Below are 25780 nucleotides of genomic sequence, written 5' to 3'. Positions count from 1 at the left end.
AAATTTTGCCAAAAACCGAAATAATGCCCAGCAAAGAGGTATAAAATCTAATCAATAATCTTTTGCTGACGCGATTATGCCGCCAGACTACATCGGTCAAAATCTTCGAGGGCGCTCTTTTAAAGGTCAAAACCTGACAGGAGCCAAATTTATCAAAGCTGATATTAGAGGGGCAGATTTTACCGACGCTATCCTTAAAGGTGCTGATTTTACACGTGCTACGGCTGGACTACAGCGACGTTGGGTAATTGGGTTGCTCATAGTTACATTGCTACTGTCAGCAATATCAGGGTTTTTCTCAATCATCATTGGTGCAATGATTGCATTTATTTTTGATACCAAAAACTCTGAAAACTTTATTGCTAAAATAGTTCTCCTAGTCATGGTGGCAGTCTTTTGTCTTGTCACTATTCGCAAGGTTTTAATAGCCTTCAAGGTGGCCGGAGCAGCAGCAGTAGCCGTAACCGTAGCCTTAACCTTCGTCGTAGTAGGAATCGGAGCCGCAGCCGCAGCCGTAGCCTTAACCACAGCCGGAATCGGAGCCGCAGCCTCAGCCGCAGCCGGATCTGTAGCCGGAGCCGGAGCCTTAGTCGTAGTAGGAGCGGGATCTGCGGCCTTCAGCGTAGCAGGAGCTATAGCAGGATATATAGCCGTAGGGGTAGCTTTGGCGATAGCTTTGACGGTAGCTTTGACGGTAGCTTTGACGGTAGCCGGAATATTTGGAGCCTTCACCGGATATGGAGCCTTGGCTGGAGCCGTAGTTTTAGTGATTTGTAGTGCTTACATTGGCTGTCGTAGTTTAGCTGGAGATGAAATAGATGATTGGACTCGTTCATTAGCTATTGCCTTTGCTGCTACAGGTGGCACAAGTTTTCGTGGTGCTGATTTAACTGATGCTGATTTTACTGGTGCAACCCTGAAAAATACAGATTTCAGAAAAGCAAATCTAACGCGCACTCGTTTTTATGAAGCGAAAAAACTTGATTTTGCTAGACCAGATAATACTATATTGAGTAACCGCGCTGTTCTCAATTTGCTCGTTAGCTGCAATGGTAGAGGGAAATCTTACGTTGGTGCTAACCTCAGAGGAGCAAACCTGATAGGTGCAGACTTGATAGAGGCTAGTTTAAAAGATGCTGATATTATTGAAGCGACTTTCCAAGGTGCTTGTTTAGAATGGGCAAACCTGACTCTTGCTCAAGCTGTCGGTACTAATTTCACCAATGCTCAAATGACAGGTGCTTGTTTGGAAGCTTGGAATATTGAAAGTACAACTAAGTTAGATAATGCAGATTGTCGCTTTGTCTATCTTCTAGAATATCCCAAGCCGGGAACCGATGACCGTGAACGTCGTCCTAGTAGTGGGGAATTTCAACCAGGAGAATTTACCAAACTATTTGAAGAAGTTTTAAATACTGTTGATTTAATTTTTCGCGACGGTATTGACTGGAAAGCTTTTGTTAACGCCTTTAGCAAAGTTCAAAACCAAAATGAAGACACTGAATTATCTATCCAGAGTATTGAAAATAAAGGTGACGGCGTCGTTGTCGTTAAGGTGAATGCACCTGAAGGCGCTGATAAAGAAAAGATTCATAGTGATTTTACTCAAAATTATCAATTAGCATTAGCAGCAGTAGAAGAAAAATATAAATCACTATTACAAGCTAAAGATGATGAGATACTTTTTCATCGCCAACAAAGTGCAAAGATGCCAGATATTATTAGTTTATTAGCAAGTAAGCCTATAAATGTTCAAGTTGAAACAAAAGTAGAGAATAAAAATATGGCTAACGGTGATGATTCCAGCCGCAAAGTTGAAATTGGTAGTGTTGGCAGAGATTTTAATGCTAGTGGACAATCTTTAAATTTAGGTGAAATGGATATTAGCGGTGTGGTGACAAATACCATCAGCCAGTTACCAGCTTCACCCGAACCAGAGAAACCGGGAATTAAGGAATTATTGACGCAATTGCAAGCAGCGATTGAGGCGGATAAAAACTTAAATCAAGAAGATAAAGTTGAGGCATTAGAGCAAGTTAAAGCCTTAGCAGAAGCGGGTAAAAATCCCCAAGAAGGAGCAATGCAAAAGGCGGCAAAAACAGCGATAAAAATTTTAAAAGGGACGATTTCTAGTTTACCCACAGCAACAAAATTAGTTGAAGAATGTAGTAAAATTCTGCCGCTAATTTCAGGATTTCTGGGTTTAGGTTAGAGATGCAGAGAATATTTAAAAAATGGCGATTAGAAATCGCGTCTACACAGACAAAACCCACCTCCGTGGGTTTCAAATCTCTTCATTAGTGAATATTTAAAAAATGGCGATTAGAAATCGCGTCTACACAGGCAAAACCCACCTCCGTGGGTTTCAAACTCTTGAGTTTATATCGTCCGGCATTTATTGCTAGGATGGGAGGTAGAACCTCCCTGATGAGCATTAAGAGTCGGAGACTGGGAACGAGGAATATAGAGGTAGAGGCAAAATGTCTAGGTATGAATTATGACTGCTGTAACTTTACAAATACCACCATCGCTTAAATTCACAGATGATGAATTTCTGCAAATAATTGCTGCTAATAAAGATTTACGTTTAGAATTATCGGCTCAAGGTGAATTAATTGTTATGGCACCAACGGGAGGAGAAACGGGAGATAGAAACCTAGAATTAGGAGGACAAATTTGGTATTGGAACCGTCAAAATAACTTAGGAAAAGCTTTTGATTCTTCTACTGGTTTTAAATTACCTAAGGGTGCAACTCTTTCTCCTGATGTATCTTGGGTAAGTATAGAAAGATGGAATGCACTTACACCAGAACAAAGAAAGAAATTTCTGCCCTTATGTTCTGATTTTGTAATTGAATTACTTTCAGAAACAGATGATTTAGCAGATACTCAGGCAAAAATGCGGGAGTATATTGATAATGGTTTACTTTTAGGGTGGTTAATTAATCCTCAAGATAAACAAGTAGAAATTTATCGACTTAATCAATCAACAGAAGTTTTACAATCTCCTACCAGTTTATCGGGAGAAGATATATTACCAGGTTTTATTTTAGATTTACAGCCGATTTTTGGATCATGACTGGAAAACAAAAAACGATTAGGGACACAGCCATGCTGTATCCCTAGGAATGAATTAACTTTGAGAGTGAGGATAATTGAAGGCTTCCCAGGCAGCTTTGGCAGCTTTTTGAAGGCGATCGCTAAAATTTATCGCTTCTTTCATCAACAAGTACCAGTTTCTTTCAGCTTCATCCTGCATTACTGCCCAACTGTATTCTAGGCGATGATCGCGTTCGGTGAGTTTCTGCCTTTCAATCGCTTCCCGTGCTTGGCGTACAGTATTCAAATAAGTTTCACGGGTAATAGTACCAGCAGCCTCAGCTTGAGCGCGTTTGGCGATCGCCTCAATCAGCGCTTTAGTTTCCCGCTTGACTTCATCAGTTTCTCCAGCTAAGGCAGTTTCTAGTTCATGGGTTTGAGAACTAATATCTAATATTTCTTTGGCTTCGAGGTTGTTAGCAGTCATACTTCAAGCATCCTTATTACAAAGCTTACTCTCGGTTGAAAACTTTACCCTGTACTGAAATTACAAACACTCAATAAGCTATTGTTGGCAGTTGTTGCTCTAACTTCAGCAATGCTTCAACTCGCGCTTCAGTCGCTGGGTGACTAGAGAACAAATTACCCAGAAACTGCCCAGAAATTGGATGGATAATCAATAAAGGTTCAAAAGCTGGGTTAGCATTTAAAGGCATTTGTCGGGCTGTAACTTCTAAACGTTGCAGCGCCCTAGCTAAAGCACGGGGATTACCAGTTAATCTCGCAGCACCAGCATCAGCAGAAAATTCTCTGGTGCGGGATATTGCTAACTGAATGATTGTCGCCGCGACAGGTGCAAGTAATACGGTTAATAGCACTCCCAAAGGATTTCCACCTCTGTTGTCATCTCGCGAACCAGCAGAGCCAAACCATAAGCTGTAACTCACCATTTGCGCGAGGAAAGAGATAGCCCCGGCGATGGTAGCAGCTACTGCTTGTGTCAGGGTGTCACGATTAATTATATGGGTGAGTTCGTGGGCAAGAACGCCTTCGAGTTCATCCTCTGGTAATATATTTAAAATTCCTTCGGTAACAGCAACAGCCGCATGTTCTGGATCTCGTCCTGTAGCGAAAGCGTTGGCACCTTGGCTAGGAACAATGTAAACTCCCGGCATGGGAATCTTGGCACGCTTAGACAACCTGTGCACCATTCTATAAAGTCCCGGTGCTTCGGCTTCAGTCACTGCTTGAGCGCGATAGACTGCCAAGGCAATCTTATCAGATTGATACCAAGAAAACAGGTTTGTGACTGCTGCTAATCCAATCCCCACAATCAAGCCAGTAGTACCACCAAGTACCCAGTAACTAATTGCTATCAATAAGCCACTCAGAGTAGCCAGTAACATAGCGGTTTTCAGTTGGTTTCCCATATTGATAACTCTCCTACTTATGCTGTGTTAATTTTTTTAACTTTTTCTGGACAACAGCATTTTTTTAGCCACTCCTTAATTGTATTGACTTCAACCTTGAGGTACAGTGATGAAAACCTGTTATTGAGGTACGGTTTTCCCGGTGCGTCTATAAAAATACAATTGAGTTTAGCTGCTACTTTATATGTTTAAGATTCCTTAAATACATCTAAAAATGGTTGATAAGCAAAGACTCGATTACGCTTTTGTCCTGTAATTTCTTGTAGCAATAGGACTTACGCATTGACAAAAAATGGTAAATATGTTAATCAATTTTATTCATTGAAAGTTCTATAAGTTGTGCTGGGCAGCACACTACTTGTATGATGCGTCCCCTGACGCATCGAAAAAGCCTGAAAAAAGGGTAAATTGGTACAGTGCGTAAGTCCTAAGCAAACCTAAGTCACACATTTCCTTAATTAGTGTATTTGCATTAGGATATGATAATTAAATTATTTCTTGAACATTTTCTACAGAAACAATCGGTCTGAAGTACACACTTTCTAGTAAAGTTATGGCATTTCCTGATTTACGACCCATTTTATAACGTTGCTCATTATTATCGGTTCCGTTAACACAGTACGATTTATATAGCTATATTATCAAAAACCCCTTTGTTTCGTTAATATATTTATATCGAACAAAATATATGATATAATCTCAATCTTTCAATAAAAGCTATTGACGGCAATGGAGCTTGCCAAAACCGCCCTTTAAAAGGCTGATAGTTCCTACTTTTCCCACTGACTGCGGGAGAGTAGGGCTTTGCTAAAACCTAACTCCCCTGTAGAAAGTATCTACAAATTGCACTTCAAGGAGTTATGGGATGTTAGTTAGTGTGCTGTGGATTTTGCTGATGGGCTATTTTGTGGGACAAATTGCCCGTCGTTTAGGTGCTCCACCTTTAATTGGGATGATTTTGGTGGGGATTTTACTTGGCCCCCAAGTGCGTAATGTTATCAGCCCAGATGTGTTGAATGCTGCCGATGAGTTAAGAACTTTGGCGGTGATGATTATTTTGATGAAAGCGGGATTAGGGTTAGATAGAGAAAAACTGGCTCAACAGGGAACTGTAGCGCTGCGTTTGGGATTTTTGCCGGCGACTATGGAAGCGATCGCCATAAGCCTCGCTTCTATGGTAATTTTTCAGTTAGACTTTCCCACCGGCTTGCTGTTAGGTTGTGTAATTGGCGCTGAATCTCCCGCTGTGATCGTTCCGGGAATGCTGAGACTGAAAAGTTTAGGTTGGGGTGTCACTAAAGGTATACCCGACGCCATTTTAACTGGTAGCGCCTTATCTGATGTGCTGCTACTGCTAGTCTTCAGCCTCTTGCTGAGTTTTTTGGGTAAAGGAGGAGTTGAGCAAATTACTCTTTTTGGCGGATTCACTTTAACTGCTTTGCAACTGCTGCCATTGCAAATTATCATGCAGATATGCTTGGGGCTGTTGTTGGGATATTTAGCCGCGCGGTTGCTGGTTTCACTCTTAACCAAACAAAACTGGACACAAAATGCAGTTCAAGATACTATCATCGCTGCTGGATTAGCTTTATTTCTGGTAATTGTCGCTCATGGGTTACCGTATTTTTCTGGTTATTTAGCGACAATGGCTTTAGGATTTTTCTTAATTGAGTTAGATGCACCCTTAGCTAGAAGATTGCGAAACGGCTTTGATAGTTTATGGATAGTAGCGGAGATTTTCCTGTTTGTTTTGTTGGGTGCAAGTATTCAACTGCAAGTATTGTCTAAGATTTTGCTACCCGGTATTTTAATTCTGGCGATTGGTTTATTTATCGGGCGCACGGTAGGCTGGTATCTCTCGACTTTGGGTAGTGATTGGAATTGGCGCGAAAGACTGTTTTTGCTACCGGGTAACTCCGCGAAAGCCACAGTGCAAGCAGCGATTGGGGCGATTCCCCTAGCCCAAGGTGTAGCGGGAGGAGAGATCATTTTAGCGATCGCAGCCCTTTCCATTATAACCACTGCACCAATAGGGGCTTGGGCAACTATGGCTTTTGCACCCAAATTATTAACCAGGGGAGAAGTAGATCCCACAAAGGTTACAGTAGCTACTCATACTCTGTTACTCGCAGCGGTGGATACCTCAGATTTAGCGACAGAAGTCTTGATAAAGGTAGCAGATTTAGCCCGCCGTAGTAATGGAGATGCGATCGTTTTACACGTAGTTAACACCGCAAACGAGCCAGCCGTCAACCAACTACAGCAACAAGCCAAAAAGCTGCTATCGGATATTAAATATGAGTTTTTAACCGTTACCGGCGCAGTTCCCGAAGAAATTATCAGCATCGCCCAAGAGTATAATGTAACTGCAATTGTCATGGGAAAACGCGGACATCAACCTTGGGAACAAGTGCTGATTGGTTCAGTCTCCCAAGCAGTATTAGAAGCAAGTCCCATACCTGTAATCTTGCTAGAAAACCGTGATACCAATTCTATGTGAGACTGCGCTTTATTGACGTAGGGGCAATTCATGAATTGCCCCTACAACGCATTGGTTTGAGTAAGTATTCTTCTGTGCATTTGCAAGAAGGGCTGACTTTAGCTACTCACAAACAGGCAAAAATTGAGCCATCTGATGATATTAAAGATGAGTAAGTAAGGTGAAAAATATTAAAATTAGCTCATATAACCCAATAACCGCTATGCTTAAGTTATATATTTGTGAAATTCTCACAAATATGCTGTTTAGGGATGGGAGGTTACTATGCTCATAGAGTTTAGTATTGGTAATTACAGATCCTTCAAGGATAAAGTTACTTTTAGTATGGTGGCGGCTAATATTGTCGCTAAAGAAAAGGAACTTGATGATAACAATATTTTTGGGGTAGATGATGAACTTAAATTACTCAAAAGTGCTGCGATTTATGGGGCTAATGCTAGTGGTAAAAGCAACATAGCCAAAGCATTAAGTTTTATGAAATGGTTTATGATTAACTCCTCTAAAGATACTCAAAGCACAGATAAAATAGGAGTTGAACCATTTAGGTTAAGTACAGAAACTGAAGCACAACCATCTTTCTTTGAAATTGTGTTTATATTAGATGCTAAAAAATATAGATATGGGTTTGAAGCTACTCAAAAAAGCATAGTTTCAGAATGGCTATTTTACGTTCCTAAGACAAGAGAAACTCGGCTTTTTGAACGGGGTTATAATGGAGAAATTGATAGATTGGAATATCTATCTAAAACATTTAAAGGTGAAGGTATTCACCCTAAAACTAGACGAAATGCGCTTTTTCTTTCAGTGGCTGCTCAATTTAATGTGGAAATAGCTGATAAAATATTAAATTGGCTTACAAAAAAACTAAATATAGTTTCAGGTTTAGAGGACAGAGAACATTTAAATTATACAATTAACTCTTTAGCGGAAACTAATGATCGTCAAGAAGAAATTATTCAGTTTATTAAAAAATTAGATTTGGGTATTAGAGAAATAAAATTACTGAAAACAGAAATTACAACACGTTCTTTACCTGAAATTCTCAGAGAAAGAATACAGCAAGAAATAACAAAAATTGAAGAAAAATTTGGAAACAAAGAAGTCTATCCAATTAATACCGCTCATCAAAAATTTGGAAACAAAGAAGTCTATTCAATTAATACCGCTCATCAAAAGTTTGATGGCCAAGGTAATTCTATTTCTATGGAATTGTTTGACTTAGATAATCAAGAATCCGAAGGAACTAAAAAAATAGTTGCCATTGCTGGGCTTTTGGTAGATACTCTTAAAAATGGTAATGTTTTGATATTTGATGAATTTGATGCAAGACTTCACCCTTTAATTAGTAAGGCAATTGTTGAATTATTTAACTCAAAGGAAACAAATTATAAAAATGCACAACTAATATTTATGACTCACGATACAAACCTGCTGAGTAACAAACTCTTTCGTAGAGATCAGATTTGGTTTACTGAGAAAAATAAATATGGTGCTACAGATTTATATTCCCTAGTTGAATACAAAGTTAGAAATGATGCCTCATTTGAAAGTGACTACATCAAAGGCAGATATGGCGCTATTCCCTTTATTGGCAACTTAAGTCAAATCATCGGTGAACCTAATGCCTAGAAAAAGTGAAGGGAGAACGCCATCTCGTGGATATTCTGATAGAAAAGTCGAAACAAGGGAGTTAAGGCAAATATTTTTAATTGTTTGTGAAGGTGCAAAAACTGAGCCAAATTACTTTAGAAACTTTCGCGCTTCCACGACTGTTAAGGAAATTCAGGTTGAAGGAGTTGGATATAATCCAAGTAAGTTAGTGCAAGAAGCGAAAGCATTAAAAGCTCAAGAAGATTATGATCAGGTTTGGTGTGTATTTGATAGAGATGATTGGCCGAAGCAAGATTTTAACAATGCTATTGCAAATGCTGAAAGGGAAGGATTTAAAGTTGCTTATTCTAATGAAGCATTTGAATTATGGTATGTATTGCATTTTGAATTTCTAAATACTGGACTTCCTCGCAAGGATTATATTGATAAGTTAGATAATTTGCTGAAAAAGAAATATAAGAAAAATAGTGATTCAATTTATGAAGAGATAGAAAATCGACAATCTACGGCTATCAAACACGCTAAAAATCTTCTCAAGCAATATAACCCTTGTAATCCAGAAAGTGATAATCCTTCAACTACAGTACATTTGTTAGTTGAGGCGTTAAATAAATTTATTCGGTAATCTTTAATCTGTCAGGGCTATTTCATTCTCATACCGCCTCAGAATGAATTCTGAGTCTAATAGCGAAAGTTGTCTAAAGACGACTAAAAGAAATTTCTAGTCTGTTTTAACGGAATTTAGTTATTAGCCCTGGTTTATCTGTTTACAATTTAACCTAACATATCTCTAATTTTCTCCCGAAACTCTAACGCCGCATCTAACGGATCTTCTGCAATTGTATATTGCGCTAACATTGTTAAATCTAAATTTGGTAATAACTCACTTTTGGTAACTTGTTCGTAACTTTCACCGCGCAGATGGTGAATTTTAAATTGATTATTTTGGAAAAACCAAACTTCCTTGACGCCTAATCTTTGATAAACTTCTAATTTATCAATTCCCCCACTTGTGATAATTACCTCAATTGCTAAATCAGGAAATTCTTTTTCTGTACCTATGCAGTAAGATTCATCTGGTTCTACACCACCTTTTTTTGATTGTTTGCGGAAAGTTTTAGAACCTAGAGGAAAATAACGGATGCGTTTTTCTTGAAAGTAAATTTCGAGTAAAGAACCAATGCGTTTTTTATCCTTTTCATGTCGGTAATTTGGTGACACTAGTTCTATCACTCCATCTAAATATGTGACTCTATATTGCAGACTGTCACCTAAATCATTGAGTAAAGCTTCATAACTCTCCCAACTGACACCGGTGATTGTTTGTCGTTCTTCTGGATCTTTTGCTTGTAAAAGTTCAGATAATTCTTGAAGTAATACCATATAAGTTGTTAATCTCTAATTACTGTGCAATCATTGCAGCAAATTCTTCTAAAGCTTGAAAACTTCCTACTTGCCAACTACGTTCGATAGCAGCAGGGATAATCTGAGTAATAGCTATATTCTCAAAATAGGGACTTTGTTCAGATTTGATATATTTGCCATTTTTTAACAAATAAAGAGAAAGCTTACCACTATCATATATCCATAATTCGGTAACTCCAATAGCTTCATAAGCATCAAGAGTTGTTTTTGATGTGACATCAATTTCTATTGCTAAGTCTGGCGGTGGATCATCAGGTTGTAAACGCCTACGTCCGATCATTTGTTGATAATTTTGAATATAAAAGCAAGCATCTGGCTCAACTCCTGCTGTACCTTGTCGTTTAAAAGTTGTTGAACCAAAAGGTTGATATTTAATCTTTTTCGCCTTCAGCAATATTTTGACAATATCAGAAATTAAATCTTTAGAAATTTCATGCTCAGGTAAAGGAACCATAATCTCTAAATTACCCTGATTATAGGCAATTCGTGAAGCTCTTTTATCTCCCAGTTCTTGTAAAATAGATTCAAATTCTTCCCAGGTAACATTTGGAATGGTAACTGTACTACCGGGTGTTAGTTGCATCTGGCTAACGGGTTTGAAGATGGGGATAGCTACACTCATAGCAATTTTTATTTTTGATAGATTTAGTACCAAAGCTGCGTGTCACACTCAATATAAGATTGTAGGGTGCGTCAGATATCGAAAATCTGTTGAGAATTACCGAATTATCGAGTCTGACGCACCCTACAAAGCCATGCCAGTTGCCTAAGTCCTGAGATTAAGTCTAACAAAAAGTAGGGTGGGCAATGCCCACCAAAACTTACTAAACCTAAACCTTAAACTTTTCGGTGATGCGCTTCATTGCTTCTTCGACATTTTCCCGGCTGTTAAATGCAGAGATGCGGAAGTAACCTTCACCCGCAGCACCAAAACCAGAACCGGGAGTTCCCACAACATTTACCGTTTGCAGTAATTTATCGAAAAATTCCCAACTGGATAAACCATGGGGAGTTTTTACCCAAACGTAAGGCGCATTTACGCCACCATAAACTGACAAACCGGCGGCTGTTAATTGCTCTCGAATAATTTTGGCGTTTTCTAGATAGAAGCTAACTAAAGCTTTGATTTGCGCTTGTCCTTCCTCGGAGTAAACCGCCTCAGCACCCCGTTGCACGATATAAGACACGCCGTTAAATTTGGTGGACTGGCGGCGGTTCCAGAGCTTCCACAGTTCCACATCGGAACCATCGGCGGCTTTAGCAGTGAGTGTTTTGGGAACGACGCTTAAGGCGCAGCGGGTACCGGTAAAGCCTGCATTTTTGGAGAAGGAGCGAAATTCGATCGCACAATCTCTTGCACCTTCAATCTCGTAAATCGAGTGGGGAAGGGAAGAATCGGTGATATAAGCTTCGTAAGCAGCGTCAAAAAAGATGATTGAACCGTTGGCTTTTGCGTAATCTACCCAAGCTTTTAGGTGTTCTTTGGTGGCGGTGGCGCCAGTGGGGTTGTTGGGGAAGCAGAGATAGATTAAGTCAACTTTTTGGGAGGGAATTTCGGCGGTGAAGTTGTTTTCAGCGGTGACAGGGAGATAAACTAAACCGTCAAATTCGCCTTTATCGTTAGCTATCCCGGTGTTTCCCGCCATGACGTTGGTGTCAACATACACGGGATAAACTGGGTCGGTAACTGCGATCGCATTATCATGACCAAATATATCAAGAATATTGCCGTTATCACACTTGGAACCGTCGGAAATGAAGATTTCATCAGCGTCAACGGCTGCTCCCCGTGCTTGGAAATCGTGTGCGGCGATTCTCTCCCGTAACCAGCCGTAACCTTGCTCTGGGCCGTATCCTTTGAAAGTTGTGCGATCGCCCATTTCTTCCACAGCTTTAATCATAGCTGTACGGCAAGCCTCTGGCAAAGGTTCTGTGACGTCACCAATACCCAGCCTAATGATTTTAGCATCAGGATTGGCTTGTGCAAAGGCATTCACCCGACGCCCAATTTCGGGAAACAGATAACCGGCTTTTAGCTTCAGGTAGTTGTCGTTAATAGTTGCCATAGTAAATTTATGAAAAACGTCCTCAAATAGCTTACTGCTAAAATAAAGATTACTAATAATTTTGAATCAAGTCACCGCTGATTAGCTAAAAAATTAGCTTCACTATATCTAAAAAGCACTTATGTAGGGTGCATTTCTAACCCACCGGATTGATTACTTATACGCCTCAATAAAATTATTGATAGTATAGATATCATGTCGAACATCTTGAGCATTGATATAATCTTTGTGAATGGGGATAGTCTTTTGAGATTTCAAAATCAAAATAGGTCTGCCGACAGTCCCCCAGCGTTCTTGATATTCTTCGATGTCAGCACGCAGAATATCGGCAAATGAGTACTCTATAACTTTGCTGGTGCGTAAACCTTTGTACTCTATAACTACCTGATTAATATTCTTATAGAAATTACAAGTAACCGCAGGAGTTGACAATTCAGAAATTGCCAAAGCCATTAAAAAAATTAAAAATACACCGTAAATCAAATTTGTATCCCATCTTTGTTGACTTAGGAAAGCCGGGATAAAAAATACTTTATATAGATAAAGACTCAATTGATAAATTACGAAAACAAATAACAACGCTCCTAACCACAAAGTCCTTATTTTCGTTGGCTGGTGCTTCATTACCAATTTTTTGTCAGTTAGGGTCAAAATTTTCATTACAACCTCGCTAAATCAGGATTTCAGGCTTTTATTTCATATATTTTCGCTCTCAATCAAGCGGGAAATATTTAGCCATGATACAAAATACTATTTTAGTAACACTGCGTATCCATTAATCTTACTTATACTAAAATTTACACTTAATTTTTGTGAGAAGATAATGTGTTAATACTTGCCCCGTAGAGAGAGGTTCGCTAAATGGCTAGGTCTCCACTAATGAAATCGTTGCGACGGGCTTATGCAATTGCTAGAGAATCGGTAAAAACTGGTATTCCCACCGATGAGTTAGTTGACATTTTACAACACAGAACCACTCGTCGTCGTTTAATCTATGGGGGTTTAGGATTAGCAAGTGCTGTGGCCACCACTACCTGGCATGGTGGACGTGATACAGCCGCTTATGGCTCAGTTTCTAAGGTACTTGTAGTTGGTGCGGGAATTGCTGGATTGACTGCGGCTTATAACCTGCGCCAAGCAGGGGTTCCTGTAGACATTATCGAGGCTAGGAAGCGTATCGGTGGTAGGATGCTGAGTTTGAAAAACGCCTTGGGTACTTCCAACACTGTGGAGTTGGGTGGAGAATTCATCGATACAGGACATAGCCGTTTGCGAAGACTGGCAAAAAAACTTGGTTTAACAGTAGTGGATGTGTTAGCTACTGATCAGGGACTAACACCAGAAATATGGTACTTTCAAGGACGCCAAATTTCGGAAACAGAAATTATTAATTACTTCACCCCTTTAGCACAAAGAATTGAGCAAGATTTAGGTTATATTGGGGATGACTCTATAACCTATCGCTCTTATAGTCAGGCAGCATTTGCTTTAGATAATACCTCGATTGCACAATATTTAGACTTGGTGCAAATTAATCCGATTCTGCGGGAAATGCTAAGGGTGGCTTACACTGCCGAATATGGTCGAGAACCGGAAGAACAATCATCTCTGAATCTCCTATTGTTGATTGGTACTGAGACTGATCAATTTACAGTGTTTGGAGAAAGTGATGAACGTTATACAATTGTTGGTGGCAACGACCAAGTACCCAAGCTACTAGCACAATCTTTGGCAAATAATATTGAAATCAACACACAATTAGAAGCTATTAATAGCAGTTCAGATGGTCGCTACCGAGTTAGTTTACGATCTGGAGGTAGAGCTTTTGTTCGTACTTATGAGAGAATTTTGCTGACTTTGCCTTTTAGCACGTTGCGTTTAGTGGCGCTGAATATCTATTTACCACCAGTTAAACGAAATGCAATTGCAGAACTGGGATATGGAACCAACGCAAAATTAATCACATCTTATGAAAAAAGACTGTGGCGCAATCAATATGGCTCAAATGGCTCAACATTTACTGATACAGGCTTTCAAACTACCTGGGAACCTAGCCGTTACCAAACTGCTTCTAAAGGTCTAATTACTAATTTTAGCGGCGGTCAAAATGGTTTATTATTAGGCCGCAATTCGGCAGACTATACCAAAAGATTTCTACCACAATTAGATCGGATTTTCCCTGGAATTAGAAATGTGTATCGTCAAGCTACCACTGCCTATTGGCCGGGGGAAGAATACACACGCGGCGCCTATGCTTGCTATTTAGTAGGACAATGGACGAGGCTAGCTGGATCTGAGCAACAACGTGTGGGTAATATATTTTTTGCTGGTGAACACTGCTCTTTATCCTTCCAAGGGTATATGGAAGGTGGCTGTCGAACAGGTGAAGTTGCAGCTAAAAGAATTCTCAAAGATTTGGGTGTAAATATTCCCACTCAACAGGAACAGCCAATTACTAATAATCCAGTATTCAGAAATCGTAGGATGAATAGACAACAGCGTTTGGGTGATGATTTTACGGATGAATAAATTTATCATCAAAATAGGTCGGACGACAGTACCCCAGCGTTGTTGACTTTCTTCTATAGCTGCGTGTCACACTCAATCTATCTTGTAGGGTGCCTCAGATAGGGAAAATCTGTTGATTGTTACCGAATTATCGAGAATCTATCTTGTAGGGTGTCTCAGATATGGAAAATCTGTTGATTGTTACCGAATTATCGAGTCTGACGCACCCTACAAAGCCATGCCAGTTGCGTAAGTCCTATTAAGGTAATGGTAGAGTGTTCATTGCCTAACCAGCCAGAAAAGCAACCTCAGACATGATGAATCAGAATCTTGATGCTGGGACAATTTCGATTATTATTCCCACACTCAATGAAGCGGAGAATCTCAAAAATGCGATCGCCTCCACCCAACCCAGCACTAATATAGAAATAATTGTAGTTGATGGCGGCTCCCAAGATGGTACGGTAGAAATTGCTCAAGGTTTAGGTGTAAAAGTTATCTCTTCATCTCCCGGTCGTGCTGGACAAATGAACGCCGGGGCTTTAGCTGCAAAGGGTGCTGTTCTGCTGTTTCTCCATGGAGATAGCCGTTTACCCACTGGTTTTGATGTCATGATTCGCACCACACTACAACAGCCGGGAATTGTGGCTGGTGCCTTTAGCTTGCGGATAGATGCATCCCATTGGGGTTTGCGGTTGGTGGAATGGGGAGTAAAATGGCGATCGCATTTTTGGCAAATGCCTTATGGTGACCAAGCAATTTTTTTAACTAAAGAAGTATTTCACAAAATTGGTAATTTTCCCGAATTGCCCATCATGGAAGACTTTGAACTCATAAAGCGGTTAAAAACCCTCAGTAAAATTGCCCTAATTCCCGTACCCGTCACTACCTCAGCCCGGAGATGGTTGCAAAAAGGCATTTTCCAAACTACGCTGCTAAATCAGATAGTCATCATTGCATATTTACTCGGTGTTTCACCAGAGCGAATTCGTAGTTGGTATCGCCAATAAAAATTACTAGTTTTAAAAGCGTGTTTCATCCAAAAAAAATCTATTCTGAAAAATAATGAAAAATCAATTTCCTCACAAAATATTGAGAAACTTTTTTCCATTGAGTATCTTCACACTATTTATACTTAGCATAAGTTTTTTATTAAATACAAACTTTGCCCTAGCCCAAGAATCTGTAAATCCAAATTCTTTTAACCCGCAAGAAATTTTACGCAACGCTTTGCAGTGGATTGATAGCTTGGGGACAGCAGGAGCAATCGCCTTTATTGCCATCTATATTATTGCTACCGTGGCTTTTTTACCAGGTTCAATTCTCACTTTAGGGTCTGGCGTTGTTTTTGGTGTAGTTTGGGGTTCTGTTTATGTATTTATTGGTGCAACTCTCGGTGCTACAGCAGCATTTCTGGTAGGACGTTATTTAGCAAGGGGTTGGGTTGCCAATAAAATTGCAGGTAACAAAAAATTTGCTGCTATTGACCAAGCTGTGGGGAGAGAAGGATTAAAAATTGTCTTGTTAACCCGACTTTCTCCCATATTTCCGTTTAATTTATTAAACTACGCTTTTGGCATTACAGGAGTTTCTCTCAAAGACTATTTTATTGGTTCTGTGGGGATGATTCCCGGAACAATTATGTATGTTTACATTGGTTCTCTAGCTGGGAATTTAGCGCTGATTGGGACAGAGACTCAACCTACCAACCCCAACCTACAATGGGCAATTCGCATTCTGGGTTTTATAGCGACAGTCGCCGTGACAATTTATGTTACCCGTATAGCGCAGAAAGCTTTAGAACAAGAGGTCTTGTAAATAATTAAAAGTTCTACCGTAAAACAGGCGTCTCCCCTGTTAAGTAGAGCAACGTAAATAATTAAAGGTTTGTAGTAAGGGCTTCAGCCCTACTTTGTAAAGCCCTTTCCTACAGAACGCTCCGCGAACGGGCATTGCTGCGCTTACCGCGTAGCGTCTCGTTTGCCTAGCCGACCACAGGAGATAGAGAGGGCTAAAGCCCTGACTACGAGCTAATTTCAGCATTTGTTACTTTACTTGGTATAGCTTGATTTCTTTTTGCATACTTACTTACTGTTCCCCAATATTTATATCAAGTAATCTTTTTCGAGAATCTGTCAATTATCAAACGGACAAAATATTTGCCAGGCTATATTCATTAGTAAAGACAACATTTCCAGTTTTGCTGTTTCTTGGCAAATGGACTAAAGACTAGCATAAAAAACATACTTGATACTTCACCCTTCAGAGGTACTACTAATGTCAAATTCAGAATTCGAGAGAGTCACAGTTCGCCCAATGGATGAGTATAATCAAAAGTTGGTTTCTCACGTCCATCCGCCAAATTGGGTTAATCCCCAACCTGTTGATGATTACGACTTGGTAGTGATTGGTGCTGGTACGGCGGGATTAGTGGTAGCGGCGGGTGCTGCGGGTTTAGATTTGGGTTTAAAAGTGGCCTTGATTGAAAAGCATCTCATGGGTGGAGATTGCTTAAATTTCGGTTGCATACCCTCAAAAACTGTCATCCGGTCTTCTCGTGTGGTTGGCGAAATGTGGGGTGCTAAGGAATTGGGGATTAATATTTCTAAGCATATTGAAGTTGATTTCTCCACAGTTATGGCACGGATGCGACGAATCAGGGCTGCTATCAGTCATCATGATTCGGCGGAACGTTTCTCCTCCTTGGGGGTAGATGTTTTCTTGGGTGAAGGTCGGTTTGCGAGTAATAATACTGTGGGAGTGGGCGACAAAACCCTAAAGTTTAAAAAAGCTGTGATTGCTACCGGCGCTAGGGCTTTGCAACCGAAGATTCCGGGAATTGAAAAAGCGGGTTATTTGACTAATGAGACAATTTTTTCCCTAATTCAACGACCAGAACGTTTAGCGGTGATTGGTGGGGGGCCTGTTGGTTGCGAATTGGCGCAAGCGTTCCGCCGCTTGGGTTGTGAGGTGGTGCTGTTTCATCGCGGTTCTCATATCCTCAATCGAGAAGATGCTGATGCTGCGGAAATTATGCAAAAGGTTTTGCTAAATGAAGGTATTCGCTTGGTGCTAAATTGCCAGTTAGAAGAGGTGGTGACAGTCACCGAGGGTAAGCGGCTTTATTTTTCTGTGAATGGTCATCGAGATTCGGTGACAGTTGATGAAATTTTAGCCAGTGCGGGACGTGTACCAAATGTGGAAAATCTAAATTTAGCAGCGGTGGGGGTAGAATATGACCAGCAATCGGGTGTGAAGGTGAATGATTACCTCCAGACGACGAACCCCAAGATTTATGCAGCTGGTGATGTCTGCATGAATTGGAAATTTACCCATGGGGCGGATGCGGCGGCGCGGATTGTAATTAAAAATACGCTGTTTTCTCCCTTTGGCTTGGGACGCAGTAGACTCAGCAGTTTGGTGATGCCTTGGGTAACTTATACTGTGCCGGAAATCGCCCATGTGGGGATGTATGAACAGGAGGCGCAACAGTTGGGGCTGGATGTGGCGACGATTAAGATTCCTTTTAGTAGTATAGATCGAGCGATCGCAGATGGTGAAGAGTTAGGATTTGTGAAAATCCACCACAAGAAAGGGTCTGACCAAATTCTCGGTGCAACCATCGTAGCTAATCATGCAGGGGAAATGATTTCTGAAATCACCACGGCAATTATGAATAAAATAGGTTTGAGTAAGTTAAGTAGTGTGATTCATCCTTATCCCACTCAGGCTGAAGCAATTAAAAAAGCGGCGGATACTTATCGGCGCACCCTGCTGACAGCAAACACCAAAAAACTCTTGGGATTTCTCACAAAGTTGTCTTGATGGTGAATTTTGAATTCCCCAAAAGAAAATTGACTTTTGCCAGAAATTTATTTTTAAAGTTGCGTTGCTGTAATCGGCGCAACGATTTCACCAGTTCCCAATTCTAGTATCATGTCTTGGTCGGTAATTAGTTCGCTGAGTTCCTTAACTTGCAAATTCATTTTTTCGCAAGCTTGCCTTAGTTCTTGTGAAAATGTGTTGATATCATCACCATAGCCACATTGATAAGCAGCTGTTCCAATTCCCTGCTTGGCATTTGCTCTAGCACAATCTACTAGATCAGTGCCATACAATGGTGTTGGGGATGCCATAAATTTTAGAGGTTATTTCTTGGGTGTTCTTTGCTAGACAGATTATCACCTATTCAATATCAACTCATCTACCTAATGGAGGACGCAGGGAGATATCTGAGACATAAATTCCCAATTCTCCTGTGTCCTTTAGATTAAAATAATTATCCGTTGACTACTTCTCCACCATTGGGATGCAATACTTGACCAGACATATAAGAAGCGTCATCGGAAGCTAGAAATACATAACTAGGTGCAACTTCTTCTGGTTGTCCGGGTCGTTGCATTGGTACTTGCTTGCCAAAGGTAGTAACTTTTTCTTCTGGAAAAGTTGAGGGAATTAAAGGTGTCCAAATTGGCCCTGGTGCCACAGCGTTAACACGAATTCCCTTACCTACCAAATTTTGTGATAAGGAACGAGTAAACGCGACAATTGCGCCTTTTGTCGAAGAGTAATCCAATAATTGCGGACTACCTTTATAAGCTGTGACTGATGTAGTATTGATGATAGAACTACCTGGTTGCAAGTGCTTAACTGCCGCCTTTGTCAAATAAAACATTGAGAAAATATTAGTGCGGAAAGTTCGCTCTAATTGCTCTTTGCTAATATCTTCAATGTTGTCTTGTGGATGCTGTTCGGCGGCGTTGTTGATGAGAATATCAAGTTTACCAAACTCATCTACTGTTTGTTGGATAACTTGCTGACAAAAGCCTTCATCAGTAATGTCACCTGCTATTGGTACCGCTCTTCGTCCTTGTTTTTCAACTAAATCTTGGGTTTCTTTGGCGTCTTTGTGTTCATTGAGGTAAATTATCGCTACGTCTGCACCTTCTTTAGCAAATGCGATCGCTACAGCCCGACCAATCCCACTATCGCCACCTGTAATCACTGCCACCTTATTTTTTAGCTTACCACTACCCCGATATTGTTCATCATCTGCTTTGGGTTTTGGCTGCATTTCTGATTCCACACCTGGTGGTTTTTGTTGCTGTGGCGGTTGTAATTTTTTTTCTTCTAGCATATCTTCTTTCCTGGAAATTGAATAGTAATAAATAGCAAAAGTAAACCTTGGATCGAAAAACCAACCCAAGGTTTGCTTTTAACTTTGGCGCCCACTTGCACAAGGCAGGTTTAGGCTTTTTTACCCCGGATATTTGCCCAACGTAGGAAAGTCTTGGTAACTGCACGCAACTAACATTATCTCTCCCCACGTTTATCTACCACACGTTCTTAATTCAACCACTGAAAACAAGTAGACAACTATCATCTGATGAAGGATTCCTCCGTTTCATCATGTTCTCAATTTAACTGTTCTTTGGTTTGAATTTATCACCCTCTAGAAATAAATAACCAGCAAAAATAATCAACCTTAAGACGTAAAAGAAATTTATATAAATTATAACATTTGAAGCATGAACGATAAATTATCAGGTTTATTTATGACACTTTGTCTTTCATTGTTTCTCTTGTATTTGGTTGGTAAAGTTTCATACTTGCTTTTTTTAAGTTACCGTTAATATTTAATGCCTCTAATATTTAAGTAATCGGCAAGTATATAGTTTTATCTCTCACTGAAGAGCATCAGAGAAAAGTTACAAAAAAATATAGTCATCTGATTGCGACTTGGGATATATCTAAGTAGTAAAGCTAGATTGGGATAAATACAGGGTATGAGTTATGGTTACGCTGAAAATTTCCGAATTAGAGCAGGTTGATAAGTTTCGCAATTTACAATTAACTTTGCGCGACCGTTGGAAAACTAGCGAGTTATTTGACAACAGTGAAGCGGATATTTTAATTATTCCTTCTTTGAGTATCGACCAGCGAGAACTCCAGAAGATAGAAGGTTGTGAGCATTATGAAGAAAGATTGCTATTTAGTTTGATGCGCTTGCGGAATCCCCGCACTAGGCTAATTTATGTCACATCAATGCCACTGCATCCCAGCATCATTGATTACTATCTACAACTGTTACCAGGAATCCCATTTTCTCATGCTCGCAACCGCTTGCTGCTACTTTCTACTTATGATTCTTCCCTAAAACCTCTGAGTCAAAAGATTTTAGAACGCCCCCGATTGTTAGAGAGAATTCGTCAAGCTTTGCGGCTAGATAAATCTTTTATGGCTTGTTACAATTCATCATTTTGGGAAGCGGAATTATCGATTAAATTGGGTGTACCTCTATATGCTGCTGCGCCAGATTTGCAGATTTGGGGGACAAAAAGTGGTAGTCGGCAAATCTTTAAAGAAAGTGGTGTACCCCTTCCAGATGGTAGCGAACAGATTTGGAACACCGCAGATTTGGCGGAAGCAGCCGCAGATTTGTGGGAACGTCAACCGACATTACAACGAATGGTGGTGAAACTCAACGAAGGCATTTCGGGAGAAGGAAATGCGCTGTTGGAACTCAGACCATTGATGGATGTTGCATCGGGAAAAGGTTCTCATAATCAACGGGTAGCAGGAATTAGCGATCGCTTTTCACATCTGCGTTTTCAAGCCCCAAAAGAAACTTGGGAGAATTTTTCATCCCGTATACCAGAGATGGGGGCAATAGTTGAGGCATTTGTGGAAGGGGAAATAAAACGTTCTCCTAGTGTGCAAGGACGCATCACACCCAACGGTGAAGTAGAAATCCTCTCCACCCATGACCAAATTCTCGGAGGCCCAGACGGACAAATTTATCTCGGTTGCCGATTTCCCGCAGATGAACGCTATCGCTTAGAATTACAGCAATTAGGCTTACAAGTTGGCAATCATCTCGCAAAAAAAGGCGTATTAGAGAGATATGGCGTTGATTTTATCGCCGTTGACGAAGGTAATAACCAATGGGATATTCAAGCCATTGAAATAAACTTACGTAAAGGCGGCACAACTCATCCTTTCATGACTTTAAAATTATTAACTAATGGACGCTATGACCTGTCTACCGGTTTATTTTACAGTCAGCAAGGACGCCCTAAATACTATATTGCCACAGATAACTTGCAAAAAGACCGCTATCGGGGATTATTACCTAACGATTTAATGGATATTATCGCCCACCACAGATTACATTTTGACAGTGGAACGGAGACAGGCACAGTTTTTCATCTCATGGGTTGTCTTTCTCAATTTGGCAAGTTAGGATTAACCAGCATTGGTGATTCACCCCAACAAGCGGAAGACGTTTATAACAAAGTCGTCAAAGTTTTAGACGAAGAAACCCGCAGCGACAATCATCGTTACGCCTTGTTTTCAGATTACGCTTTTCCCCTTGCTGGAGATGGGTACATTTAAGTAATTCAGCTTTGGTGGTGCATCGAGAATATCCAAAAGCTGTGATGGAAACAGGATGCATCCAGGGCTAATAGCTAAAGTTAAAACTGATATCTTGCACCTAGCCCTAACGACTGGAAGTCGCGGCTACACAAACGAAGTCCACCTGCGTGGACTAACACACCCTACCTACTGTAGCCTTTTTAATCTGAAGACATAGCAAATAAATCACTCAAAGCTTCTTCCCCAGCAACTTCTCCGCTGCTAACGAATTTTTCTACCTCAACCGACCCATCTTCAAAAAACTCAACTTCCCATCTTTGTCCAGGTATCGCCACATTCACCATAACGGTTTCATCGCGATTATGGGCTAAAGAATAAGTGATTTTATCTTGTTCCAATTTATTTAGAAAGGCAATTAATTTACCAAATACATCATTTTTCATTTATCAAACCTCTTATCGTTTAAAGCATTCCAATCTTACCAATTTTCCAGAGGAGACAAAATGCGACGATCGCACACAGCACCCCACACAAGGGCGTATCTCATCTGTAAGGTTGAAAGACAGGTTAAATGCAACATTTAGAACTAAAGGTAAATAAGCGCTAAAATCAATTCAGCCTTTGTCCTCTAGCGGTTTTGTCCCACATCACTCAGAGTGCGGTTCACTGCATAAATCCTGACTGTCAACGACCTTACCCCCAACCTTGGGGAAACAAATTTTGCAACAGCTGTGGCGCACCGCTACATTTGTTAGACCGCTATTTGCCCATCCAGCCCTTGGGTTCGGGTGGATTTGCCCAAATTTACACGATTTGGGATGAAAAAACCCAAACCGAGAAGGTGCTTAAAGTATTGGTGGAAACCTCACCAAAAGCACTGGAATTGTTTACCCAAGAAGCGGCTGTTTTAATTGGTTTGCGGAATCCCGGTGTCCCCAGAGTTGACTCTGAAGGGTATTTTCAAATAAATTTGCTCGTTCCTAAACCGCACCAGTTGGCTTGTCTGGTGATGGAAAAAATTAATGGGCAGAACCTAGAAGAAATACGCAGAACTTATCCTCAAGGGTGTCCAGAAGACTTGGTGTTGAACTGGTTTCTCCAAGCTGTGAAGATTTTGCAGGAATTGCACAAAAGCCAAATTATTCACCGGGATATTAAACCTTCTAATTTAATGCTGCGTAATTTGGGGGGGACAAACCCAAATCAGTTGGTGCTGATTGATTTTGGTGGGGCCAAACAATTTAGCGGCGCAATTCTGCGTTATCCATCTAGTTCTACGCGGTTATATTCTTCTGGGTACAGTCCACCAGAACAAGTGACTGGGGGTAATGTGGGGCCTGCGGCTGATTTTTATGCCCTAGGACGGACGATGATTGAATTACTCACGGGTAAGTATCCGCCGGAGTTGGAAGATCCGCAAACTGGTCAGTTGCGCTGGCGGAATCAGGGTAATTTTAACCCGCGTCTAGCAGATTTGATTGATGAGATGGTGCAGGAGGATGTGCGATCGCGCCCCGCAAATGCAGCTAACATTCAAAAACGCTTAGTGAAAATCTCTCAAGCCTCATCACAACAGGGTTTATTTGCCCCAGTCCAGAACGCGCTTCAGCAACTATCCCAGCAATATAACCTGCTAATCCAAGCTATTGAACAAGCTTTAGACGACCTGAATCAAGGGATTGCTAACACTAGTCTTTTTATAATAAAGGCGATCGCCAAATTACTCCTAGCCACTCTTGCAACGTTTTGGGCCATGGTTCTCGCTAGTATCGGTGCTGCCATTGGGGCGATTGTCGGCTTTCTCTTAGCCTATCGCACAAACTTAGGCGATCGCCTTGTAGAATTTATGCAGTACCAGCTACCAGAATTATTACCCAATACTCAACCTATAGTAGGTGCAGAAATCATAGTTTTTGCTGTCGCTGGTTTGGGAACCGCTTGGGGACTAACCTTATCCGGGAGTTTTGGTCAACAGCGGCGGTTTTTAGTAGCATCCCTGATGGGAACGATCAGCTATAGCTTAGGCTGGATAATTTACCAACTAATCACCCCACAAGATAGGGACGAAGGCTTGATCGGATGGATTTTAGTAGCAATTTCCCTGCTCACCTTGAGTTTAGGCATTCGTAGCCATCACCTAGTTTATGCTTTTATCGCTGCCTTTGGCTGTGCCAGCTTCTTTGCAGTATTGATTTTTTTCGGTTTTCCCGCCACACTCTTCCAATTTTCTCATCAACCCAGCTGGTTAGAGTTAGCGCCACCAATGGCTTTCTTTAGTTTTGTGGGCGTCTTAATTAGCTTCTGGTTAGGAGTGAGTCACTACCTGATTGTCCCAGGGTTGCGCTGGTTGGGCTGGCGGTAGAACAGGCGTCCCGCCTGTTAGAAACAGCTTACAACCCTGTCCTAGGGGATAATTTATTTCTTCGAGCGCCTTGAACAAATACCCAAAAACAAGATCCCCCCAGCCGCCTTTTTGCATTGGACTAGGGGGATCACATACTTGGTAGTCTATAGATGGTTCAGTATAGTGTCTGACTAAGATTAGTATAGAGCCTCTATTTCATTTTGTGTAGTCCCTCCATGAACATTAATCAAATTTTTATAATTTCTTCATCACCTTTAGACAGATGTGATTTTTTCAATTAACTGGGGCGGGGCCGCTGGCTGTAAAGTAAGAGCATTTTGTAGATTAACACTTCTTTATCATGAAAGCAGAACCTGTAAACTGAAAACCAATCGATGCTTACCCGTATTAAAGACTTAGCCAAAATACTAGCACCCCGCCTAATTGAAATTCGCCGCCATCTCCACTCACACCCAGAACTCAGCGGACAAGAGCAGCAAACAGCCGCCTTCGTTGCTGGTGTGTTGTCTTCTAGCGGTTTGCACGTCCAAGAAGGAATCGGCAAAACTGGCGTCATCGGCGAACTACAAGGCACTAAGCAAAATGATCGTTTATTGGCAATTCGCACCGACATGGATGCCTTACCAATTCAAGAACGTACTGGGTTAGAATATGCCTCTCGCACCGATGGGGTGATGCACGCTTGTGGTCATGATATCCACACCACAGTCGGGTTAGGAACAGCAATGCTGCTGTCCGAAGTGGCAGAAGATTTGGGTGGTAAGGTGCGATTTTTATTTCAGCCAGCAGAGGAAATTGCCCAAGGGGCCAGATGGATGGTAAAAGATGGGGTGATGGACAATGTCTCAGCTATATTAGGGTTGCATGTTTTCCCTTCTATCCCCGCAGGTTCCATTGGTATCCGTTACGGGGCATTGACAGCAGCGGCTGATGATTTAGAAATTATTATTATGGGAGAATCTGGACATGGGGCCCGTCCCCATGAGGCAATTGATGCAATTTGGATAGCTTGCCAAGTAATCACCTCACTGCAACAAGCCATTAGCCGGACACAGAATCCCTTGCGTCCAGTAGTATTGAGCATAGGGCAGATTAATGGTGGCAGAGCGCCGAACGTGATTGCTGATCAGGTGAAGTTATTGGGTACTGTGCGATCGCTCCATCCAGAAACCCGCGCCAATCTCCCAAACTGGATTGAAAACATTGTCGCTAATGTCTGCCATGCCTACGGTGCGCGTTATCAAGTTAATTATTGCCAAGGCGTGCCCAGTGTGCAAAATGATTACGCCCTCACCCAATTGTGTCAAACAGCCGCCGAAGAAGCTTGGAGTAGCGATCGCATTCAAGTATTGGTAAACTTCTCTGATTTTATAGACAGACATTACCAAATATAGATAAATGTATTAAGATAGTTGTCAAGGTTTAGAACAACAAATATGAAACTATCAGATTATGCTAA

Annotated in this window: 22 protein-coding genes and 1 riboswitch; of the genes, 13 read left to right on the top strand and 9 right to left on the bottom strand. The window is 41.0% G+C overall.

Going from position 1 to position 25780, the window contains the following annotated elements; genetic code table 11:
- Positions 1 to 76: 76 nt before the first annotated feature.
- Both H6G32_RS11000 and H6G32_RS10995 read left to right on the top strand, forming a co-directional pair.
- The gene (locus H6G32_RS11000; RefSeq protein ID WP_190458041.1) at positions 77 to 2212 is read left to right on the top strand and encodes a pentapeptide repeat-containing protein; all 2136 of its coding nucleotides are present in this window, start codon (positions 77 to 79) and stop codon (positions 2210 to 2212) included.
- Between the two features lie 285 nt (positions 2213 to 2497).
- A complete protein-coding gene (locus H6G32_RS10995; protein ID WP_190458038.1) occupies positions 2498 to 3079 on the top strand; it encodes a Uma2 family endonuclease in 582 nt (193 codons plus the stop codon).
- A 54-nt stretch (positions 3080 to 3133) separates the two neighbouring features.
- Here the strand turns inward: H6G32_RS10995 and H6G32_RS10990 are convergent, their stop codons facing one another.
- Both H6G32_RS10990 and H6G32_RS10985 read right to left on the bottom strand, forming a co-directional pair.
- Positions 3134 to 3526 (bottom strand): hypothetical protein, encoded by a 393-nt coding sequence (locus H6G32_RS10990; protein WP_190458036.1) that lies wholly within the window; start codon positions 3524 to 3526, stop codon positions 3134 to 3136.
- Positions 3527 to 3596: 70 nt separating this feature from the next.
- Positions 3597 to 4469, bottom strand: a complete 873-nt coding sequence (locus H6G32_RS10985; protein WP_190458034.1) for a zinc metalloprotease HtpX — start codon at positions 4467 to 4469, stop codon at positions 3597 to 3599.
- Between the two features lie 716 nt (positions 4470 to 5185).
- A riboswitch (Fluoride riboswitch) is annotated at positions 5186 to 5249 on the top strand.
- Between the two features lie 85 nt (positions 5250 to 5334).
- Between H6G32_RS10985 and H6G32_RS10980 the strand changes: the two genes are divergently transcribed.
- The 4 genes from H6G32_RS10980 to H6G32_RS10965 all read left to right on the top strand — a co-directional run bounded on the left by H6G32_RS10980 (position 5335) and on the right by H6G32_RS10965 (position 9205).
- Positions 5335 to 6969: a cation:proton antiporter gene (locus tag H6G32_RS10980; protein ID WP_190458032.1), complete on the top strand. Its 1635-nt coding sequence runs from the start codon at positions 5335 to 5337 to the stop codon at positions 6967 to 6969.
- Positions 6966 to 7124, top strand: a complete 159-nt coding sequence (locus tag H6G32_RS10975) for a hypothetical protein (RefSeq protein ID WP_190458131.1) — start codon at positions 6966 to 6968, stop codon at positions 7122 to 7124. The genes H6G32_RS10980 and H6G32_RS10975 overlap by 4 nt, the downstream gene beginning before the upstream one ends.
- A gap of 109 nt (positions 7125 to 7233) precedes the next feature.
- Positions 7234 to 8598 carry an AAA family ATPase gene (locus H6G32_RS10970; RefSeq protein ID WP_190458030.1) on the top strand — a complete coding sequence of 455 codons (1365 nt, stop codon included), beginning with the start codon at positions 7234 to 7236 and terminating at the stop codon, positions 8596 to 8598.
- The gene (locus H6G32_RS10965; RefSeq protein ID WP_190458028.1) at positions 8591 to 9205 is read left to right on the top strand and encodes an RloB family protein; all 615 of its coding nucleotides are present in this window, start codon (positions 8591 to 8593) and stop codon (positions 9203 to 9205) included. The genes H6G32_RS10970 and H6G32_RS10965 overlap by 8 nt, the downstream gene beginning before the upstream one ends.
- 149 nt (positions 9206 to 9354) lie before the next feature.
- On the opposite strand, the gene H6G32_RS10960 is transcribed toward H6G32_RS10965, so the two are convergent.
- From H6G32_RS10960 to H6G32_RS10945, 4 genes are all read right to left on the bottom strand, one after another.
- Positions 9355 to 9963: a Uma2 family endonuclease gene (locus H6G32_RS10960; RefSeq protein WP_190458026.1), complete on the bottom strand. Its 609-nt coding sequence runs from the start codon at positions 9961 to 9963 to the stop codon at positions 9355 to 9357.
- A gap of 19 nt (positions 9964 to 9982) precedes the next feature.
- Positions 9983 to 10627 carry a Uma2 family endonuclease gene (locus H6G32_RS10955; RefSeq protein WP_190458024.1) on the bottom strand — a complete coding sequence of 215 codons (645 nt, stop codon included), beginning with the start codon at positions 10625 to 10627 and terminating at the stop codon, positions 9983 to 9985.
- Positions 10628 to 10835: 208 nt separating this feature from the next.
- A complete protein-coding gene (locus H6G32_RS10950) occupies positions 10836 to 12071 on the bottom strand; it encodes an LL-diaminopimelate aminotransferase (protein ID WP_190458022.1) in 1236 nt (411 codons plus the stop codon).
- Between the two features lie 153 nt (positions 12072 to 12224).
- Complete coding sequence (locus tag H6G32_RS10945) at positions 12225 to 12731, bottom strand: hypothetical protein (protein ID WP_190458021.1); 507 nt, start codon at positions 12729 to 12731, stop codon at positions 12225 to 12227.
- A 201-nt stretch (positions 12732 to 12932) separates the two neighbouring features.
- Between H6G32_RS10945 and H6G32_RS10940 the strand changes: the two genes are divergently transcribed.
- From H6G32_RS10940 to H6G32_RS10925, 4 genes are all read left to right on the top strand, one after another.
- Complete coding sequence (locus H6G32_RS10940; RefSeq protein ID WP_190458019.1) at positions 12933 to 14600, top strand: flavin monoamine oxidase family protein; 1668 nt, start codon at positions 12933 to 12935, stop codon at positions 14598 to 14600.
- Positions 14601 to 14896: 296 nt separating this feature from the next.
- A complete protein-coding gene (locus tag H6G32_RS10935; protein ID WP_190458121.1) occupies positions 14897 to 15589 on the top strand; it encodes a TIGR04283 family arsenosugar biosynthesis glycosyltransferase in 693 nt (230 codons plus the stop codon).
- A gap of 55 nt (positions 15590 to 15644) precedes the next feature.
- Positions 15645 to 16397 (top strand): TVP38/TMEM64 family protein, encoded by a 753-nt coding sequence (locus H6G32_RS10930; protein ID WP_190458017.1) that lies wholly within the window; start codon positions 15645 to 15647, stop codon positions 16395 to 16397.
- A gap of 459 nt (positions 16398 to 16856) precedes the next feature.
- On the top strand, positions 16857 to 18404 hold the full coding sequence (locus H6G32_RS10925) for a mercuric reductase (protein WP_190458016.1): 1548 nt from the start codon (positions 16857 to 16859) through the stop codon (positions 18402 to 18404).
- Between the two features lie 53 nt (positions 18405 to 18457).
- Here H6G32_RS10925 and H6G32_RS10920 read toward each other — a convergent pair whose 3' ends face one another.
- Both H6G32_RS10920 and H6G32_RS10915 read right to left on the bottom strand, forming a co-directional pair.
- Positions 18458 to 18715 carry a hypothetical protein gene (locus H6G32_RS10920; RefSeq protein ID WP_190458013.1) on the bottom strand — a complete coding sequence of 86 codons (258 nt, stop codon included), beginning with the start codon at positions 18713 to 18715 and terminating at the stop codon, positions 18458 to 18460.
- A gap of 143 nt (positions 18716 to 18858) precedes the next feature.
- Positions 18859 to 19716: an SDR family oxidoreductase gene (locus H6G32_RS10915; protein WP_190458012.1), complete on the bottom strand. Its 858-nt coding sequence runs from the start codon at positions 19714 to 19716 to the stop codon at positions 18859 to 18861.
- A 656-nt stretch (positions 19717 to 20372) separates the two neighbouring features.
- On the opposite strand from H6G32_RS10915, the gene H6G32_RS10910 reads away from it, so the two are divergent.
- Entirely contained in the window at positions 20373 to 21974 is a 1602-nt protein-coding gene (locus tag H6G32_RS10910) for a peptide ligase PGM1-related protein (RefSeq protein ID WP_190458009.1), read from the top strand.
- Between the two features lie 182 nt (positions 21975 to 22156).
- Here H6G32_RS10910 and H6G32_RS10905 read toward each other — a convergent pair whose 3' ends face one another.
- The gene (locus H6G32_RS10905; RefSeq protein ID WP_190458007.1) at positions 22157 to 22399 is read right to left on the bottom strand and encodes a hypothetical protein; all 243 of its coding nucleotides are present in this window, start codon (positions 22397 to 22399) and stop codon (positions 22157 to 22159) included.
- Positions 22400 to 22593: 194 nt separating this feature from the next.
- Between H6G32_RS10905 and H6G32_RS10900 the strand changes: the two genes are divergently transcribed.
- Positions 22594 to 24318, top strand: a complete 1725-nt coding sequence (locus H6G32_RS10900) for a serine/threonine protein kinase (RefSeq protein WP_190458006.1) — start codon at positions 22594 to 22596, stop codon at positions 24316 to 24318.
- 377 nt (positions 24319 to 24695) lie between these two features.
- Complete coding sequence (locus H6G32_RS10895; RefSeq protein ID WP_242046560.1) at positions 24696 to 25715, top strand: amidohydrolase; 1020 nt, start codon at positions 24696 to 24698, stop codon at positions 25713 to 25715.
- Positions 25716 to 25780: the final 65 nt, after the last annotated feature.

It is taken from the genome of Cylindrospermum sp. FACHB-282 (assembly GCF_014697195.1).
Classification (GTDB): Bacteria; Cyanobacteriota; Cyanobacteriia; order Cyanobacteriales; family Nostocaceae; genus Cylindrospermum.
This window is presented reverse-complemented; position numbering and strand designations above follow the sequence as displayed.